Annotated in this window: 17 protein-coding genes; 6 read left to right on the top strand and 11 right to left on the bottom strand. The window is 71.2% G+C overall.

Features of this window, described 5'->3' with window-relative positions; translation table 11 throughout:
- Positions 1-48: 48 nt before the first annotated feature.
- Entirely contained in the window at positions 49-408 is a 360-nt protein-coding gene (locus ACFY5C_RS24575; protein WP_389447529.1) for an ArsR/SmtB family transcription factor, read from the top strand.
- A gap of 50 nt (positions 409-458) precedes the next feature.
- On the opposite strand, the gene ACFY5C_RS24570 is transcribed toward ACFY5C_RS24575, so the two are convergent.
- Both ACFY5C_RS24570 and ACFY5C_RS24565 read right to left on the bottom strand, forming a co-directional pair.
- Positions 459-1,682 (bottom strand): 4-hydroxybenzoate 3-monooxygenase, encoded by a 1,224-nt coding sequence (locus tag ACFY5C_RS24570; protein ID WP_389447528.1) that lies wholly within the window; start codon positions 1,680-1,682, stop codon positions 459-461.
- Positions 1,683-1,764: 82 nt separating this feature from the next.
- Entirely contained in the window at positions 1,765-2,184 is a 420-nt protein-coding gene (locus tag ACFY5C_RS24565) for a CoA-binding protein (RefSeq protein ID WP_389447526.1), read from the bottom strand.
- 307 nt (positions 2,185-2,491) lie between these two features.
- Here ACFY5C_RS24565 and ACFY5C_RS24560 point away from each other — a divergent pair, with 307 nt between their 5' ends.
- The 3 genes from ACFY5C_RS24560 (at position 2,492) to ACFY5C_RS24550 (ending at position 4,523) form a co-directional block, all read left to right on the top strand.
- On the top strand, positions 2,492-3,256 hold the full coding sequence (locus ACFY5C_RS24560; RefSeq protein ID WP_389447524.1) for a hypothetical protein: 765 nt from the start codon (positions 2,492-2,494) through the stop codon (positions 3,254-3,256).
- Positions 3,253-3,798, top strand: coding sequence for a SixA phosphatase family protein (locus ACFY5C_RS24555; protein ID WP_389447523.1), 546 nt, complete (start codon positions 3,253-3,255; stop codon positions 3,796-3,798). The genes ACFY5C_RS24560 and ACFY5C_RS24555 overlap by 4 nt, the downstream gene beginning before the upstream one ends.
- Before the next feature lie 98 nt (positions 3,799-3,896).
- Positions 3,897-4,523: a YigZ family protein gene (locus tag ACFY5C_RS24550; RefSeq protein ID WP_389447521.1), complete on the top strand. Its 627-nt coding sequence runs from the start codon at positions 3,897-3,899 to the stop codon at positions 4,521-4,523.
- A 1-nt stretch (position 4,524) separates the two neighbouring features.
- Here ACFY5C_RS24550 and ACFY5C_RS24545 read toward each other — a convergent pair whose 3' ends face one another.
- The 8 genes from ACFY5C_RS24545 to ACFY5C_RS24510 all read right to left on the bottom strand — a co-directional run bounded on the left by ACFY5C_RS24545 (position 4,525) and on the right by ACFY5C_RS24510 (position 13,761).
- Positions 4,525-4,935, bottom strand: a complete 411-nt coding sequence (locus ACFY5C_RS24545; RefSeq protein WP_389447519.1) for a hypothetical protein — start codon at positions 4,933-4,935, stop codon at positions 4,525-4,527.
- 784 nt (positions 4,936-5,719) lie between these two features.
- The gene (locus ACFY5C_RS24540) at positions 5,720-6,145 is read right to left on the bottom strand and encodes a hypothetical protein (RefSeq protein WP_389447517.1); all 426 of its coding nucleotides are present in this window, start codon (positions 6,143-6,145) and stop codon (positions 5,720-5,722) included.
- Positions 6,142-6,846 carry a vWA domain-containing protein gene (locus ACFY5C_RS24535; RefSeq protein ID WP_389447516.1) on the bottom strand — a complete coding sequence of 235 codons (705 nt, stop codon included), beginning with the start codon at positions 6,844-6,846 and terminating at the stop codon, positions 6,142-6,144. Before ACFY5C_RS24535 ends, ACFY5C_RS24540 begins: the two co-directional genes overlap by 4 nt.
- 55 nt (positions 6,847-6,901) lie before the next feature.
- Positions 6,902-8,080 (bottom strand): lipopolysaccharide kinase InaA family protein, encoded by a 1,179-nt coding sequence (locus ACFY5C_RS24530; RefSeq protein WP_389447514.1) that lies wholly within the window; start codon positions 8,078-8,080, stop codon positions 6,902-6,904.
- Positions 8,077-9,162 (bottom strand): serine/threonine protein phosphatase, encoded by a 1,086-nt coding sequence (locus ACFY5C_RS24525; RefSeq protein WP_389447512.1) that lies wholly within the window; start codon positions 9,160-9,162, stop codon positions 8,077-8,079. Before ACFY5C_RS24525 ends, ACFY5C_RS24530 begins: the two co-directional genes overlap by 4 nt.
- 197 nt (positions 9,163-9,359) lie before the next feature.
- Positions 9,360-10,787: a hypothetical protein gene (locus ACFY5C_RS24520; RefSeq protein WP_389447510.1), complete on the bottom strand. Its 1,428-nt coding sequence runs from the start codon at positions 10,785-10,787 to the stop codon at positions 9,360-9,362.
- Positions 10,788-10,848: 61 nt separating this feature from the next.
- Complete coding sequence (locus ACFY5C_RS24515; protein ID WP_389447508.1) at positions 10,849-13,203, bottom strand: hypothetical protein; 2,355 nt, start codon at positions 13,201-13,203, stop codon at positions 10,849-10,851.
- Positions 13,204-13,362: 159 nt separating this feature from the next.
- Entirely contained in the window at positions 13,363-13,761 is a 399-nt protein-coding gene (locus tag ACFY5C_RS24510; protein WP_389447506.1) for a hypothetical protein, read from the bottom strand.
- A 341-nt stretch (positions 13,762-14,102) separates the two neighbouring features.
- Between ACFY5C_RS24510 and ACFY5C_RS24505 the strand changes: the two genes are divergently transcribed.
- Positions 14,103-14,363 (top strand): hypothetical protein, encoded by a 261-nt coding sequence (locus tag ACFY5C_RS24505; protein WP_389447504.1) that lies wholly within the window; start codon positions 14,103-14,105, stop codon positions 14,361-14,363.
- A 331-nt stretch (positions 14,364-14,694) separates the two neighbouring features.
- Here ACFY5C_RS24505 and ACFY5C_RS24500 read toward each other — a convergent pair whose 3' ends face one another.
- Positions 14,695-15,564: a LysR family transcriptional regulator gene (locus ACFY5C_RS24500; RefSeq protein WP_389447502.1), complete on the bottom strand. Its 870-nt coding sequence runs from the start codon at positions 15,562-15,564 to the stop codon at positions 14,695-14,697.
- 148 nt (positions 15,565-15,712) lie between these two features.
- Here ACFY5C_RS24500 and ACFY5C_RS24495 point away from each other — a divergent pair, with 148 nt between their 5' ends.
- Positions 15,713-17,020, top strand: a complete 1,308-nt coding sequence (locus tag ACFY5C_RS24495) for an MFS transporter (protein ID WP_389447500.1) — start codon at positions 15,713-15,715, stop codon at positions 17,018-17,020.
- The last annotated feature ends 6 nt before the right edge of the window (positions 17,021-17,026 follow it).

Raw genomic sequence — 17,026 nt, 5'->3', positions numbered from 1 at the left:
TGTTGCGCGGGTGTGGACGTGGGCCGTCCACGAGGCCATTATGTGCGTATGAGCGCACGCATGCACCTATCAACTGCGCACGATGCGCACCCGCGCACCCCGGGCGAGGAACAGTTCGCGCTCGCCGCCGAACTCCTCGCCCTGCTGGGCGACCGCACCCGCCTCACGCTGCTGCATGCCCTGACCGCGGGCGAGGCCGACGTCACGACCCTCACCGAGGCCTGCGGCGCGGCCCGGCCCGCCGTCAGCCAGCATCTGGCGCGGCTGCGTCTGGCCGGTCTGGTGAACACGCGCAAGGAGGGCAGGAGGGTGATCTACTCGCTCGGCGACGGCCATCTGCGCCGCCTCGTCGACGAGGCGCTGAACGTGGCGGACCATCGGCTCAGCGACCGGCCGCTGCACGACTGAAGCCGGCCGCCCGGCCCGGCGGGCGAACCGCCGACCTCGAGTCGGCGCAGTCATGCGTCCGTGTGCTTGCCCAGATACTGCTCCGCGAAGGCCATTGCCGCCGTCGGGGAGCCGAAGATGCGGCGGAGGCGGGCGAGAGTGGTGCCCGCGCGGTACGGGTCGCCCGAGGACGTGCCGTGGTAGACCTCGGAGAGCCAGTGGGAGAACTCCTGGTAGTCCCACACCCGGTTCAGGCAGGCCTGCGAGTAGCCGTCGAGGCCGGTGCTGTCGCCCTTCGTCAGGTGGGCGACCAGTCCGTCGCCGAGCAGGAAGGCGTCGTGCAGGGCGAGGTTCATGCCCTTGGCGGCGATGGGGGCGGTCAGGTGGGCGGCGTCGCCGGCCAGGAAGAGACGGCCGAACACCATGGGCTCGACCACGTAGTTGTGCATGTCGAGGACGCGCTTCTCGATGAGGCGCCCTTCCGTCAGGGGCGGCACGCCGTTCGCCCCGAGCCGCTGCTGCAGCTCCGTCCAGACCCGGTCGTGCGACCAGTTCTCCGGGTCGTCGCCAGGCGGGCACTCGAGGTAGTAGCGGGTCACCTCGGCGCTGCGCGGCATGTGGCCGGCGAACCCGCTGGGGTGCATGCCGAACAGAACGCAGTCGGAGGACGGCGGCGCCTCGGCGAGCAGCGCCAGCCACCCGATGCCGTAGTCGCTGCGGGAGATGCGGGCGCGGTCGGCGGGCAGCGCGGCCCGCGTGACGCCGCGCGCCCCGTCGCAGCCCGCCACGAAGTCGCAGTGCACGACCTCCCGCTGCCCCGTCTCCGGGCAGGTGTACGACACCGAGGGGCGGTCGGTGTCGATGTCGTGCAGCTGCACGTCCCGCACGCCGAAACGTACGGCGCCGCCGCGCACGTCCGCGTACTCGCGCACCAGATCCGTCACCAGGAACTGCTGTGGGTAGACCCAGTGATGAGCGCCCGTCAGCTGCGCGTACTCGAACCGGTAGCGCTCCCCTGCGAACCGGAACTCGCACTCGGTGTGCCGCTGTGCCCGCTCCAGCAGGGTGTCCGCGAGACCTCGCTGCTCGAGTTCGCGTACGGCCCACTCCTCGATGACGCCGGCCCGCGGCCGCTGCTCGATGAACGGGCGTGTCTCGATCTCCAGGACCAGACAGTCGACGGACGCCGCCCGCAGGATGTTCCCGAGGGTGAGGCCGGCCGGGCCGGCGCCCACGATGACGACCGGAAAGCGTTGCGGGGCGCCGGAGTTGGGGTGGGGGGAGGTGGAAGTCACCCGAGCATTATGGAGTGGTCCTCGTAGGGAGGGGAGGGTTCAGGGGCGGCTCGGCGAATGCGCGGCTCGGCGCAGCGGCGACTCAATGGCCGGGCCGGCCGAGGCGCGGTATCTCGATCGCCGGGCAGCGGTCCATGACCATCTCCAGCCCCGCCGCGCGCGTGCGCTCGTACGCCGCCTCGTCGATGACACCCAGCTGGAACCAGACCGCCTTGGCGCCCTTGGCGACCGCGTCGTCGGCGATCGGGCCGGCGAGGTCGCTGTTCACGAAGACGTCGACCACGTCCACCTCGAAGGGGATGTCGGCCAAGGAGGCATAGCCGCGCTCGCCATGGACCGTCTCCGCCTTGGGATGGACAGGAACGATGCGCTTGCCGTAGTGCTGCAGTACATCGGCGACCCCAAATGCCGCCCGCCGCTCGTTCGACGACAGGCCCACGACGGCCCAGGTGTCGCCCAGTTCGGTGAGGATCCTGCGGACCGCTGCCTCGTCGCCGTACACCGTCGGCCTCCCTATGTCGCGTACGTACCAGTGCTTCGTACAACTGCCGTCCAGCTGCTCTCATGCCCCACAACGGCCGACGGCCCGGGAGGATTCCCCGACACGCCGCGGATCCCCGGAACCCTGGCCCGAACTCCTGTCCGGGCGGGCCGGTGCGCAGTACCGTTCGGGCAGTCCGCACGGCAGGGGGTGGCGATGCCCGGGTACGACAGACGCCTCGCGCGCGTGATCGGGCCGTACGACCATGGGTGACCAGCGCACTCCCGGCAGACCCGATGCCCGCCACGCTGACGGGAAAGCGGGCCGGATGGCTGCGGACGACCGTGCGGGCGCCTACGCTCGCTCCGTGCTGCGCATCATCGACGCCCGAACCGGCAAGTCCGTCGACGCCGCGCCCGCCCGCCGCGGCCTGACCCGCATCGAGGCGCATACGGAGGGCTTCGACGTCACCGCCCTACGCGTGCTGCTGGTCGCCGACCTCCTCGTCCGTGCCCTGGAGCTCGGCGGTACGCCGGTCTGGGCACTGCTCGACGAGGAGCGGCAGCAGGCCGAGCTCCGGGCGGGCGCCGCGGCGCTCGGTGTCCGGCCCTTCGAGGACGGCCGGGACGCGGCCTCGGGCGGCCTGGGCGAGGCGCAGGTGATCCACGTCGTGCGCGAAGGCGGCGACGCGGAACCCGACGGTGTACGGGTTGCCGTCGCGCCCGTGCACTCGGAGGCGCCCCCCGAGGAGGGCGACCCCGCGGCCCTGCGCCTCGCACTGCTCTCCCGGCGCAGAGGCGTCCCCGTACGGCTCGACGTGGCCGCGCTGACCGAGGCCCACGACACCCTCGTGAGCTGGCGTCGCGCTGTCGCCGGCTGGGCGCAGCGGCCGTCACGGCCCATCCCCGACGAGGTGCGCACGGAGCTGCGTACCGCCTGGGAGGACGACCTGGACGTACCCGGTGTGCTCGGGGTCCTGCGCTGGGTGGAGACCGCGCCGGAGCTGTCGGACGGCGCCCGCTTCGAGACGTACGCCTACGCCGACCGGCTCCTCGGCCTCGACCTCGCTCGCGACCTGGGAAGCCCGGCATGACCGCGCGCATGGGAGCGGGTCCGCTGCGCCGCCTCGTCGTCCTGCGGCACGCCAAGTCCGCTTGGCCGGACGGCGTCGCCGACCACGAACGCCCGCTCGCCCCACGCGGCCGCCGCGACGCCCCGGTCGCCGGCCGGATGCTCGCGGAGGCCGACTGCCTGCCGGACCTCGCCCTGTGCTCGACCGCTGTACGCGCGCGTGCGACCTGGAACCTGGCGGCCTCCCAGTGGGGCACGCCGCCACCGGTGCGTCACGACCCGAGGCTGTACGCGGCCGACGTGCCCGACCTGCTGGCGGTCGTGCACGAGGTGCCTGCCGAGGTCGAGACACTGCTGCTGGTCGGGCACAACCCCGGCCTGGAGGAACTCGTCCTCGGCCTCGCGGGCGACGACCTCGACGATGCGCTCGACGAGGTCCGTACGAAATTCCCGACGTCGGCGATCGCCGTTCTGGCCTGGCACGGCACCACCTGGCGGGCTCTCGCGCCGGGCACCGCGTTGCTGACGGGGGTGATGGTGGCGCGCGGCAAGAAGAAGACGTGAACCGGTGACCGGCTGGGGTCTCGGGTCTCGGTCCTTGAGCCGCTCGAGCCTTGAGCCTCGGGACGAGGGTGGGCGGAAGCTCGGCATAGGCTGGCCGGATGCAGGACGAGTACCGCACAGTCGCCCACGCGGGCGTGCACGAGACCGAGGTCAACCGCTCACGCTTCATCTGTGCGCTCGCCCCGGCGGCCACCGAACAGGAGGCCCAGGAGTTCATCGCCGGCATCCGCAAGGAGCACGCGGACGCCACCCACAACTGCTGGGCCTACGTCATCGGCGCCGACGCCGCGATCCAGAAGGCCAGTGACGACGGCGAACCGGGCGGCACGGCCGGCGTCCCCATGCTCCAGATGCTGCTGCGCCGCGACATGCGCTACGTCGTCGCTGTCGTCACCCGCTACTACGGCGGCGTGAAGCTCGGCGCCGGCGGGCTCATCCGGGCCTACGGCGGTGCCGTGGGGGAGGCGATGGACGAGCTCGGCACACTCACCCGCCGTCGCTTCCGGCTGGCCACGGTGACCGTCGACCACCAGCGTGCGGGCAAGGTGGAGAACGACCTCAGGTCGACCGGGCGCGAGGTCCGGGACGTGCGATACGGCGAGGCGGTCACGATCGAGATCGGTCTGCCGGACGCCGACGTGGAGACGTTCCGGGCGTGGCTGGCGGACGCGACGGCAGGGGCGGCGGGGTTCGAGCTCGGGGGAGAGGCGTACGGGGACGCGTGAGTCACGACGGTGAGGGCTCCGGGGTCACCTCCTCCTCACCGATCTGTGTGCCCGACTGGTAGACCGTCACGACACCGTCGTGGATGACATAGCGGTACTCGCCGTTACGAGCCTCGTAGCCGTCGCTCGTCTCCTCCGCCTCCATGGCGATGCCCTTCTCCCGCCCGTCGCTGAACTCGCCGTAGTAGTACAGCGATCCGGATGTCGTGCGGCACAGCGTGATCTGCTTGTTCTTGGTGCGGTACGCCCGGACCAGTTCGGCGCCGTCCCCGTCGGGGAGTTCGGCGGCGATGCGGTCGGGACAGGTGGCGGCGACGGTGGTGCCGTCGCTTCCGCCCGAGTCCGATCCGTCGGAGTCGAAGGCGTCGGCGCAGCCGCGAGCGAACAGGCTGAGCAGGAAGAACCCCACCACGAGCCCGCCGCAGCCACGGAGAGCGCTGCAGCCCTTCGAGGGCCTGGACGGTGTGGTGTAGCCGGGTGCGGGAGGCGGCGTGTAGACCGGCGGTGGGGTGTGGACTGGAGGGGTGACGGGGGCGTGCGGTGCGGTCGGTCGGTAGCCCGTGGAACCGGTCGACGGGAAGAACACCCCGCCCCCGGCACCCGGCCGAGCCGCGCCCGACGCGGCAGTGCCGGGCCGCGAGGGTCTCGGAGTGCTCCGGGGTGTGCTCCTCGGTGTACTTCTGTGCGTACTCCTCGGCGTACTTCGGGGTGTCGAAGGCGACGACGGTGTGGCCTTCCCGGGCGTCGTCGTGCGGGGCGTGGCCTCCTTCGCGCCCGTGGTGCCGGCTGCCCCGGACGGTGGCGGCTTCGGAGTGCTCCGCTTCGCCGCCTTCCAGGGCGTGGTGCACCCGATGCAGGACAGGTCGGTGCGCGCGTTGTTCGTGTCGCATTCCGAGCACTTCCAGGCGCCGGGCGGGCGGCCGCCGCCCCCGGGCCGCTTGGCGGCGCTTCTGCCGGAACCTGCCGTCTTCGTGTCCGGCTTCGGGCCCAGCTTGGGACCTGCCTTGGGCGGCGCTGCGGCGGACGGTTTCGGCGCCGCCGGGGGCGTCGGTGTCGTGGCCCGGCGCCGGGTCCCGCCACAGCTCCTGCAGGATGCCTCCGTGGGGTCGTTGAACGTGTCGCAGTCCGCGCAACGCCAGTTGGCCGATGCCGCCACCTCCTCCTGCCCTCCCTCTCGTCTCCGTGCCGCAGTGCCGTCAGGCCGTGTCGCTCGCGGCGCGGGCCATCACGGTGGTGAACAACTCCTCTGACGCGTTCGACGCGGGCGCGGCGATCCACCCGGGCTCGTCCAGGGGCACCCGCAGCAGCTCCTCGTCCTCGGTGCCGTCGGGAGCCTGTTCGGGGATGTCGTAGCGGCGTCGCAGCAGATCGGTGTAGTCCTGCGCCTCCTGAAGCCGGTCGGCCGGGACGTCCACCCGGACCACGAGGAGTCCGGGCGTCGGACCCTCGGGGAAGCGCAGGTGGAAGACCCACTGGGACAACCCGTCGGAGCCGGGCGGGAGCAGCCGCAGTCGGGTGCAGTGGCGCACGCTCGACTCGATGCGGCTGTAACGGCGCCACGTGAAGATCAGACGGTCGTCCTCGCGGCACTCCAGCGTGAAGTCCGGCAAGTCGAGCTTCACAGACTGTTCGCGATCGTCTCGATGATCTCGTCCATCTCGAACTCCTCAAGCCCCTGACCAGCCTTGGAGGCGAAGTGCAGCGTGAGGTCCCACTCCTCGGCGATCGGATCGGACCAGGGCGCCAGGTCCGGTGCGAACAGCACCAGACGCTTCGCCGACTGTTCCATCACCGCGGTCTGGCTGCGGGAGTATCCCCACTGTTCGAACAGGTCGTCCATGCTGCGCGGGATGCTCGCCGGATACGACTGGGTGGCCGCGTGCGTGCCCAGAGCGTGGGCCGGTGCGTCGGTGAACATCACGATGACATGACGCCTGCGGTCCAGACCCGTCTCCCAGGGCGAGTTGATCGCCAGGGCGAGCGCCTCCAGGCCCGACTCCGGGATGTCGCCGCCGCCCGAGGCGTCGATGCCGCGCACGAAGTCCTCGAAGTTCCCCGCCTGCGAGGGCAGGTGGAGGAAGTCGGTCTGCTGGATGGCGGTCGAGGGGTCGTCGCCGAAGTCGCGGAAGGCGATGACCTTCAGCCGTAGCTGACTGATCGCCTTGCCCTTCTTGGCCATCACGTCGTCGAGCCGGTCGTGGAACTGCAAGGCGCTCGACTTCACGGTGTCGAGGACGGGGTGCATGCTGCCCGTCGCGTCGACGCACAGCACGATGTCGACGGCGTACTGCAGATTCCCCTGGTACTGCTCGGCGTTGGTCATACGAAGTCTCCTGGGTGGTACGGGCGGGTGCGTCGGGTCGTTGCCGGTGCCGGGCTCAGGACGAGTCGCGGCGCTTGCCGCGGTCGCCGAGGTTGATGCGGACGCGGGAGGTCCGTTTCGCCGGGCCGTCGGTGGCCGGCGGGGTCACGGCGGGAGCGGGCTTGTCCTCAGCGGCGGTCGGCCGGGACGGCCCCGGCGGGGGTGTCGCGGCACGGGGGCGTGGGGTCGAGGCGAAGGTGGTCTTGATCCGGCTGGTGCGTGGTCCGGACGGCGCCGCCGCCTCCGTCGCCGCAGCGGGAGCCGCCGCGGACGATGCCGCCTTGGTCGTGCCGGGGCGCCGGTGCTGGAGGGCGCACACCTTCGGGTCGGACAGCTTCTTCAGGAACGTCGCGATCCGTGGACGGCTGTGCGGGGCCCTGGCGGTCATGGCGCGCAGCAGACCGAGCATCTCGTCCGACAGCCGGGTGTCCAGGTCGAGGAGTTCGCCCGCACTCACGGCATCGGCCGGTGAGCCGTACCGCTTGTCGTGGTGCGGCAGTTCGCCGGTCAGATACAGGTGCGTCATCAGCCCGAGCGCGAAGATGTCCACCGCACAGGTCAGTTGGTCCGGGGCGACCGAGCCGTCGCGCTGCATGTACCGGCGCCATTCCGGCGCTCCGTACACCGAGTCGCCCGCGATGTCGTCGGGCTCCGGAGGGTTTCCGGAGACGTAGGAGTCGTCGAAGTCGATCAGCTTCGCCGTGTGGAAGGTGGCGTCGGGCCGCTTCTGCACCAGCACGTTCAGCGGTTTGAGGTCGCCGTGCACGATGTCGATGTCGTGCAGCTGTTTCAGGCTGTTGCCGAGGGTCTTGAGCAGCACCACCTTGTGGCGCGGCTCCAGGACCTGCGGCTTCTCCAGACTGGAGGTGTCGATCCGCTCGGTGACCTTGTAGTAGGTGCTGCCCTCGTGGAAGAAGTCGGTGGCCAGTACCAGGTTGCCCCCGCCGCGTGCGTCCGGGCGCAGCCGGTTCATGATCGTGCGGTGCCGGTCCTCGAACTCCCCGGCCAGCTGCCGCCGGATCCGTACGCTCCGTGAGTCGGCCGCGTCGTCGCGGGGCCGCTTGGGCTCCAGGAAGCGCTTGATGAAGTACTGGTGGCCGTCCTTCTCGGCGAAGGCCCATATGCATTTGCCGCCGTTGGCGTTCGTGGGCTCGCTGACGATGCGGTAGCCCCCGATCACATCGCCCTGCTTCACAAGCGCTCCTCGGGTGCCGGGGGCAGATGGGTCTCGTAGTCGGCGCGGTACGTGTGCCAGGTGTGGTCCTGCCAGGCGCGCACACGGGCAGGCAGGTCCGCGGGATCCTCCGGCGCTGTCACCGGGCCGGGTCCCGACTCGCCCCGGGCGGGTGGACAGGGAAGGTCCATGCCGCGCGGGCGGTTGCGGACGTAGCGATCGGCCAGTGTCTCCAGACGGTCCGCGAACCGGTCCCGCAGGTCCTTGAAGCCGCGGTAGCCGAGGGCCACGACCGCGAGCGAGGCGTCGTCCGCCGTGTAGGACTGCACGTCCCGGCGGATCCGGTCGGCCCACTCGTCGGCGCTGGCGGCCTCGGCCAGGGTGCGCAGCAGCATCACCTCGAAGTCGGCAGGGGTGTGCACATAGCCGAAGAACCCGTCGGTCGCGACCAGGAGGACACAGGGCAGCGAATACGCGAGCCGCTGACTGTCGATCTCGAAGTCCCGGTCCGAACACACCAGATTGGTCATCGGCGGGTCGCTGCGCAGCAGTTCCAGGGCGTCGCTCTCCCGGGTGTGATCGCGGGTGAGCACCCGCAGCCCGGACTCGGGACGCAGCACGTACGCGCGCGAGTCGCCGGCCCAGAGCGGCCGCAGCTCCAGTTGTGATTGGCCCTGGGGATTGACCAGGCGGTAGTGCACAGCGGCCAGGGTGGTGGGCAGTTGGCGGCGCATGGTGCCGCTGATCTTGCTGCGGCGCTGTGGGGCGCGTTCCTGGAAGAACCGGAGATACTCGTGCAGGGTCTGCGGCGCGGCCGGCTCGCCGTCCACCACGTCGTGGAACCAGACGTCCGTGGCCAGCCGCGCCACTCGCGCGCCCACCCAGGCACCGGTGCGGTACTCCCCGTCGGACGCCTGCCACGCGGGTGCCGCCCCGGCTCCGCCCGAGCCGTCGAAGACCGCGAGCACGCCCTGGTTGCTCTCACTATGGTGGGCGACGAACGGCTCCGCGTCCTCGCCGCGGCCCGGCACCTGCTCGCTCCACACGGACACCGCCAGCAGCCCCATCCGGTCGTCGTCGACACACCAGATCCGCTGAGGCACCGGTCGATCCGCGGGAGCCCCGTCCCGTGCGGACCGTGTCCCGTCCGGTGGGGCGACGAGGGCCGGGGACGCCGCGCCCGGGGACGGGGTTTGCGTCCCGCGGGGGGACGTGGGGGGCCACCCCGGACGTGGCTGCGCTGCGTGCGCCGGCCGCGTGCCGGTCGGTAGCGGGGGCTGGGCCGAGGTGTCGTGGTGGGTCATCGTCGCTCCCCGTTGCCGTCGGACGTGTCCGGGCGGCGCCGTTTGGCGGTTCCGCGGACGCGGCTCACCTTCGGCGCGGTGTCCTCGGTACGACGGTCAGTGCGTCCGTCGACGTCCCGGTCCGTGCCGCCGTCGCCGCGACGATCGCCGGCGGTGCGGTCGGAACGGTGGTCCTCGCCCGCCCTCCTGGCGGCTTCGCTCTCCCGGTCGGCCGCCGGCTCCCGCCAGGGCCGTGTTCTGCCGCTGTCGGCGCGGTCGGCAGGGCCGTCCCGGTGGCGTTCCGTCGCCCGGTCGTCCGCCCGTCCGCCGAAGGCTCCCGGCAACGGTTCGTCAGCGGGTGGCTCGCCAGATCGTCCGGCGGGCGCGGAGCCGGAACGGCGACCACCGGTACCGGACAGCCGGGAACGGGGTGTGCCGCCCTCGTCCCTCGGGCGCGAGCGGGCAGGGCCGTACTCCGCACTGCCGTCGTACTCGTCCCGCAGAACCACGCCCTTGAGCGGTTCGGGTTCCCAGTCCCGTATGCCCGGGCCGTCGCCTTCGCCGCCGGGTTCCAGAGCGCGCGCGAGGCTGCCGCGCAGTCGCCCACGCCGGGTGGCTGTCTCGAAGAGGCCGTCGCCGTCCCGGAGCACCTCTTCCAGTACGGCTCGCTCCAACTCCGCCTGTTCGAAGGGCTCCCGGTCGGCGTCGCCGCGCTCCAGGACCATGCGCATCACCTCGCGCCGGACCTCCCGCTTCTCCGCCTCGCCCTTCTCGATCCAGGCGAGGGCGGCGCGCGGGCCCTCCTTCTCCATGATCCCGGCGATCAGACCGTCGACGCCCTCTTCGCGGATCATGTCCAGGTGCCGCTTGCGGCGCATGCCCTCCAGCCGTGTCTCGCGCACGACGTCCCGGAACTCCCGGCCGCTGGCGGCGATCTCGTCCTCGTCGACGAGGAGTTCGATCTGTATGTTGCGCAGCCGGATCGCGTCGTCGCCGCTGAACCCGGCCAGGGCCGCGTTCAGCGCCATCTCGGCCTCGTGGAACTCGGCGATGTCGTAGTCCCGGGCGACCGAGCGCAACGACTTGCGCAGATAGCCGTAGAGCGCACCGCTCATGTCGCGTATCCCGCGTTCGACCACCTTGGCGGGGTCGGCAACCCGGCACACGAGGTCCACCCGGCTGCGGAAGGAGAACGTGGGATCGCGGCTGAGCAGCGGGATGTCCAGGATCAACCGGTGCTCGGCCATGTCGACCGTGAACACGCTGAGATAGGCCCCGAACCGCGAGGAGGGTATCTCCTCGCCGCTGCGGACCGTCAGCGAGGGACCGCTGTCCCGGACGAGAACCAGGGCCCGGCCGGGAGCGGGCGGCCGCAGCGGGTTCACCAGCCGCCACTTGGGCACGTCATCGATGCTCAGGACCGGGTCGTAGGTCTGTTCCTCCATGTCTCCCCCTATCTTTGGAGTCTTCTCAGGGATGTCGCGATGGCCGATGGTGCGAGGCCGCTCATCGGGAGCGGCCGAGCGAGCGGAGCAGGCGGGCGGCGCCCGCCGAGGGCTTCTCGCGGTCGCGGGCCCACTTCTCCAGCCACCAGGTCAGCCGCTCGCGGTGCCGGCCGGGCCGGGCGGCCACGGACACCAGCAGGGCCTCGATGGCGTCGAGGGACCCGGGGGACTTGCCCGCGTAGTCGTCGATCCACTTGTGCAGGGCGTCCAGCGCCGCGTCCTGCACCGGCCGCCGGGCCAGGGCACGTGCCCACAGCTCCGCGAGCCGGGCACGGTGGCGTGGCAGCTCACCGAGGAGGACGGGTACGCCCGGCACGCGCGCGTGTCTGCCGTCGGCGGTGTCGAGGACCGGTTCCTCATACGGCTGGGACACGGCGAACACGAAGGCCGACAGCGACTTGACGACCATGGGTGACAGGTCCTGCGGCTCGGACCACTCCAGGTAGGCGTCCAGCACCGTGGCGGTCTGCCCCTGGTGGATGAGGTGGACGCCGCCCCATGCCACCGACGGCAGAGTGCCCCAGTCGTCCTCCCGGTCCAGCGCACTGCGCAGTATGGCCACGGCCCGCATGGGCGCCGTACGGCCGAGCAGCCCTCCCACAGCGTGTGCCGCCGTCCCGGCCAGACGGCGCTGGTAGGCGGAGGCGTCGCCGCGTGCCCACTGGTGCAGCACTTCCCACACCGCCTCCGCCGTCTCCGGACGGCTGCCCGCCACGCTGAGCGCGGTGGCGGCTCCCTGCCGCAACGGCCAGGACGTACTGCCCGCCCAGATGGTCAGGAAGCGGTGCACCGCATAGTGCGGATCAGCGAGGGCCAGCACGCCCGCCGCCACGGCGGCCCGGGCACGCACGTCCAGGTCACGATGGCTCAGCAGACGGCGAAGCCAGTCGAGTACGGCGTCACGGCGGCCGTCGAGCAGATTCCAGGCGTAGGCGAGGATGACCTGGCCCAGCAGCGCGTTGCGGAACCGGACCCGCGGGGCGCCGAAGCCGCCCTCCGGGGGAAGGTCCAGCCGGATCCATTGCTGCTCGTGGCCGAGCCGGTCCCCGAACCTCACGTCGGGCGGGGCAGATTCGGGCTCGGTGAGTGCCGCGCGCAGCTTCACCGCGGCGTCCGCGACGGTAAGGTAACCGCACTCCTCGAGCACGGCCGCGGCCAGCGCGAAGGCCACGGCGTCCGGTGCGCCGTACTGGTTGAACCAGGCGCGCACCTGCTCACTGGGGTCCCGCAGTTGCGCCACGGCAGCGGCCACATCGGCGTCCGCGCGGATCACGGAGGCCAGCCGGGCCGCGTTGCGAGCCGAGGGCTGTTCTCGCAGCGCTGTCGTGGCCCCGGTGCGCTCCAGGAGCGAGTGAAGGTCGGCGGACGCATCCACCCCGCCGCTGTGGCCGAGGACTCGGCGTTCGACGACTGTCAACGGGTCCACGGGAGCGAGCGCGTGCCGGGCCACCTGGTCGCCGCCGGGGCCGGTCGCGAGGACCTCAAGGTCGTGGCCGCCGGTCAGGACCAGGAAACAGCCGGTGGCGCGCAGAGTGGCGACGACGGCGGCCCACTGGGCCGTTCCGTGGGAGTGCCCGCTGAGGAAGGCGGAGGTGAACTTCTCGACGACGGGGGACCCGTCGTCGAGTGCCGCCAGGTATCCGGAGTGCTTCACCGGAGGCTCCCAACCCCCGTCCAGAACGGCGGCGGGGGTCAGCATGCGGTGGCAGCCCGCCCCGCCGCCCGCCATGGCCAGGGCCTCTCCCAGCAGGTTCACGGCGGCTGCCTCCCGGCCGCTTCCGGGCACACCCGTGAGGACCAGGACCCGCCGCTCGCACAGGGCGTCCAGCGCCTCGCCGTAGTCCTCGGGCGCGACGAACAGTTCGGTGTGGTCGGCAATGTCGGCCGCGTCCATGGCCAACACGGACACCCCGCCCGGCCGCGGCCGACCGGAGCGAGCGCCGCCGGCGTGGAAGCCCCCGCCGAAGCTCACGTCCGCGTTGAACAGGGCGAGCGTGCCGATGTGGGTACCGGAGGCGTCTGCGCTCAGCCGGCGGGCGATCTCGTCGGCGATGGCCCCGGCGCGCAGCGCCTCGGACCGCTCGGCGTCGCCGCGCCCGATCCCCTCCGTCAGGGAAAGAAGCGCGTCCTTCTCGCTGACCGGCCCGTCGTGCTCCTCGGCATCCGCCCGGGGTGACTCGGCGCCGGGCGATTTGTCGTCTTTCTTCGGCTCGGCCGTGTCCTCGCCGCCGGCGGCGCCCCGCTTTGCGTCTTCTTTGTCCTTGCCTCGCGGTGGATCGCCTCTGCGGTCCCCGCCTCTGCGGTCCCCCGTACCGGCTCCGGGCCGGGCGCTCTCGGAGGAGCTGTCCTCGCTCATGTTCTGGTCTTTCGGCCTTCGGATCAGCAGAGTTGTCGGTGCGGTGTCCAGCGCGCGCCGGGGCGCTGCGCGGAAGGCCGCGGGTGCGGATCGGGACGCGGGGAAGGCGGACGTGTCGCGGGGAGGCCCCGGTCGAAACGGCTGACGACGTCGGCAGTGCTACGACGTCCTCCAGTCCCCCTGCACTTCGACCTTGCCGTTGAACACCTGGGCGTTCTTGATCAGCCCCGCACTGATCTGCGCACCGGACCGGCCTTGCGAGGCGACGGCCTCGTCGACCAGCCTTCGGATCTCCACGTCGAAGTCCGAGTCGAGCAGCATGTGCGCGGCGAGCTGCCGCTCCAGGTCCTGTTGGGCATTCTCGTCGCCCGGGGAGCCGGTCACCTGCTCCAGAGCCTGCTCCGCTGCCGCGTTGCCACGGAACCGTGCTCGGATCCGCTCCACCAGGCGGGCACCACCGGCCCAGCCCGAGCGACCGGCCTCCTGCCCCGCGCTTTCCAACGCTCCCTTGACCACGAGCGCCACACCTGCCGCTGCGACGGCCGTCACTGGATCCATGTCGTTCCCCCGAAGTCCTGCATGAACAGGGAGTCACTGTAGGCGGCGTCTGCGAGACCCGGAGTGCTTCCTCTCACTATGGCCGGAAGTAGCCGAAACCCATGGGGATGCGGCCAGGATGGGGCGGTCCATACGGCTCCTGACTCGGTACCGCTGACGCCGTCGGCAGCGATGTCCGATCGCCTTCGGCTGGGCTGCGTCAGGTTCGGCGTACGCGGTTCGGGCACCAGGCGGCCCGCGCCGACGATGGAAGCCTGACGGGGCGAGACAGGCCTTGACAGCCTTGAACCGCTGTACGAGATCATGACGTGCCGTGATGAGGCCGCGGGGGTGGAGTGCGCATGGCCGATTGGACAGAGGTCGGCGTTGCGTTATGTGGCGTGATTCCGTTCGCTGCCTTCGCGTGGATCGCCGTCGGTAGCCGCAAAAGGCTCGGCTACAGCGTGCTGATGGACACGCTGAGCACCGACGCGGCCCCCTGGGCGATGGCGGGATCGCTGAGAATCATGAGCACAGACTCCGGCGAAGAGTTGAGGGACACGTCCCTCGTGCTTTTGCGGATCGAGAACGCCGGCTGGCAGCCGATCTCCGCGGACGACTAGCTTTCACCACCCGACGACCGGACCGGCATCCGCGTCTCGTTCCCTGAGCGGTACGTAGTGGGCACGGCTGTTACCGAGGTCAGTTGCCCTGAGCTGCATGATTTTTTCATGGAACATGAGTCCGGTTTCGGTCGCGATCCCTTCCAGGAAGGCGGGATCATCCGCCTGCCAAAGTACCGCTGACCAACGGCGGCCGTCGGAACGACCGGAGCCGGTACCGCGCAGCAGTCATGTGCCACGACGACGGTGACGGGGAGCCCAAGCCGCCGCGCGACAGCAGCCGGTTCGCCGGACTGCACGCACTGCCGCCAGGCGTCAGGCCTCGTCGCCGTCAGGTGATGTGCTGCAGCAGGGCGGCGACTGCCGGGGGAGTTTCGCCCCGGGGCCGTACGACCATGACGTTCCAGTGCGGCGCGTGCCGCTCGAACCGGCGTACGGCCAGGTCCGGGAAGCGTGCGGCGATCGACTCGGGCATGATGCAGACGCCCAGGTCGTGGCGGACGAGTTCGGACGCCGCGATGATGTCGTTGACCTCGAACGTCGTGTCGCGCTCGACGAGGGCGGCACGGAACGCGCGGTCGACCGCGTCGCGGATCGCCCAGCCGGGAGCGAAGTCCACCAGCGGCAGCCTTGCCGCCTCGTCGAGCGTGACCGTGTCCTGCGCTCCCGTTCCGCCGAACTCCCGTTGGGGTGAGGCGACCAGCACCATTTCCTCGCGGGCGAGCAGCCGGGTGTCCAGCGCACGCTGTTGTCGACGGTCGAGAGCGACCACAGCCAGATCCACTGTGCCGTCGCGCAGCGCCTGACGGATGTCGGCAACAGCTGCCTGCCGGAGCCTGACCACCACGCCGGGGTGCTGTGCCCTCAGTTTGGCCAGAGCGTGGTGCAGGCCGGCCCAGAGGCCTTGCATCGTGCCGACCGTCACCGTGCCCCGCAGCTGACCGCGTACCGCGTCCACCGCCGACCGTGCTTGTTCCGCAGCACGCAACGCCGCACGTGCGGCCGGTACGAATGCCTCGCCTACCGGTGTCAGGGCCACCCGGTGGGTGGTGCGATCGAACAGCTGGGCACCCAGCTCTCGCTCCAGTGTCCGCACGGTGCCCGACACGGCGGACTGGACTACGTGGAGCCGCTGGGCCGCAGCCGTGAATCCCCCTTCTTCGGCGACGGCGACGACGACTTCCATCTGGCGCAGGTCCATGAGCACCTCTCCTGGCTGGGAACGTCATCTCCCACAGAGATAACAGTCCTCACCAATTATCGCGCCGAGTGTGGAAGGGGGGCCTCCTGACCGGCGTTGCTCCAGGTGCCATGCCGAACACGGCAGGCGTCGAGAAAGCAGGTCCGTCATGTCCCAGTCCGCCGCCGGCACCGCCGGCGCCCAGGGCACGAGGGCCCCAGCAACGGGGCTTCGACGCACGATGGAGCAGGTGGCCGGGGATGGTCGTAGAGACGCCCGCCGGCGCCGCTCGGTCGCTCGCCATCAGACCGGTTTCTGGCTCATCGCCGCGACCTTCACCCTGACCATGGCCTTCTCCACCGTGCCCACCCCGCTCTACCCGCTGTACCAGCAGGCCGACGGGTTCGGGCCGTTCGTCGTCACGATCGTCTTCGCCACCTACGCCGTCGGCGTGCTGGCTGCGCTCTTCCTGGCGGGACACCTGTCGGACTGGCTCGGGCGCAGAACAGTGCTGCTCCCGGCGGTCGCGCTCAGCATCGCCTCCGCGATGGTGTTCGCGAGCCGGTACTCCGTTCCGGCTTTGATCGTCGCCCGCCTGCTGTCGGGACTGAGTGTGGGACTGCTGACGGCGACGGCCACCGCGCACCTGGACGACCTGCACAGGCGTGCCCGGCCCCACGCCTCTTCCGTCCGCGCCAATGTGGTGGCCACGGGCGCCAACCTCGGTGGGCTGGGAATCGGGCCGCTGGTCTCCGGACTGCTCGCCGAACGCGCCCCAGCCCCCTTGCGCACGCCCTACCTGATTTTCCTCGGCCTGCTCGCCCTGGCAGCGGTGGCCGTGCTCCTGGTTCCGGAAACCGTCGCGCGGCCCGAGCCGCGGCCGCGTTACCGCCCGCAGCGCGTAAGCGTTCCCGATGGGGCCCGTCCCGCGTTCTTCGCCGCGGCCGGTGCGGGTCTGGTCACGTTCGCGGTGCTCGGTTTGTTCACCTCGCTGACCCCCCTCGTCCTGGGTGGTCTGCACGTCGCTTCTCCCACCGTGACCGGGCTCGCGGCCTTCCTGGTCTTCGGTTCTGCGGCGCTGGCTCAGATCCTGCTCGCTCGTGTGGGTACCCGCACCCAACTACAAGCGGGCCTGGGGCTCCTCGCGGTCGGCATGGCCGTAGTGGCCGCGGCGGTCTGGACGGCCGACCTCCCGCTGTTCCTCGTCGGGGGAGCGGTCTCCGGAGCGGGTGGGGGCACAGCCTTCAAGGGCTGCGTCAGTACGGTGCTGTCGCTGGCCGTGCCCGAGCGGCGCGGCGAAACCCTGACAGGGCTGTTCCTCGCCGCGTACTTGGGGCTGTCCGTTCCGGTGCTGGGTCTGGGACTGGCTGTGCAGGCGGTGCCGGTTCGCGACGCCGTACTGGGTTTCGCCGGCCTGGTCGTGGCTGCGGCGATCCTCTTGATGCGCCGGTTCGCTCGTTCGTCGCTGAGCGGCTGAGCGGCT

The sequence above is a fragment of the Streptomyces sp. NPDC012935 genome (assembly GCF_042900345.1).
Classification (GTDB): domain Bacteria; phylum Actinomycetota; class Actinomycetes; order Streptomycetales; family Streptomycetaceae; genus Streptomyces.
The sequence above is the reverse complement of the archived record's forward strand: the minus strand, read 5'-3'. Positions and strand labels throughout refer to the sequence as shown.

Excerpts from the sequence above, each read along its gene's own strand:
- ACFY5C_RS24510 (WP_389447506.1), bottom strand. The coding sequence starts at position 13,761 with ATGGATCCAGTGACGGCCGTCGCAGCGGCAGGTGTGGCGCTCGTGGTC.
- ACFY5C_RS24520 (WP_389447510.1), bottom strand. The coding sequence starts at position 10,787 with ATGGAGGAACAGACCTACGACCCGGTCCTGAGCATCGATGACGTGCCC.
- ACFY5C_RS24575 (WP_389447529.1), top strand. The coding sequence starts at position 49 with ATGAGCGCACGCATGCACCTATCAACTGCGCACGATGCGCACCCGCGC.
- ACFY5C_RS24550 (WP_389447521.1), top strand. The coding sequence starts at position 3,897 with ATGCAGGACGAGTACCGCACAGTCGCCCACGCGGGCGTGCACGAGACC.
- ACFY5C_RS24560 (WP_389447524.1), top strand. The coding sequence starts at position 2,492 with ATGGCTGCGGACGACCGTGCGGGCGCCTACGCTCGCTCCGTGCTGCGC.
- ACFY5C_RS24535 (WP_389447516.1), bottom strand. The coding sequence starts at position 6,846 with ATGACCAACGCCGAGCAGTACCAGGGGAATCTGCAGTACGCCGTCGAC.
- ACFY5C_RS24515 (WP_389447508.1), bottom strand. The coding sequence starts at position 13,203 with ATGAGCGAGGACAGCTCCTCCGAGAGCGCCCGGCCCGGAGCCGGTACG.
- ACFY5C_RS24555 (WP_389447523.1), top strand. The coding sequence starts at position 3,253 with ATGACCGCGCGCATGGGAGCGGGTCCGCTGCGCCGCCTCGTCGTCCTG.
- ACFY5C_RS24495 (WP_389447500.1), top strand. The coding sequence starts at position 15,713 with ATGTCCCAGTCCGCCGCCGGCACCGCCGGCGCCCAGGGCACGAGGGCC.
- ACFY5C_RS24505 (WP_389447504.1), top strand. The coding sequence starts at position 14,103 with ATGGCCGATTGGACAGAGGTCGGCGTTGCGTTATGTGGCGTGATTCCG.
- ACFY5C_RS24500 (WP_389447502.1), bottom strand. The coding sequence starts at position 15,564 with ATGGACCTGCGCCAGATGGAAGTCGTCGTCGCCGTCGCCGAAGAAGGG.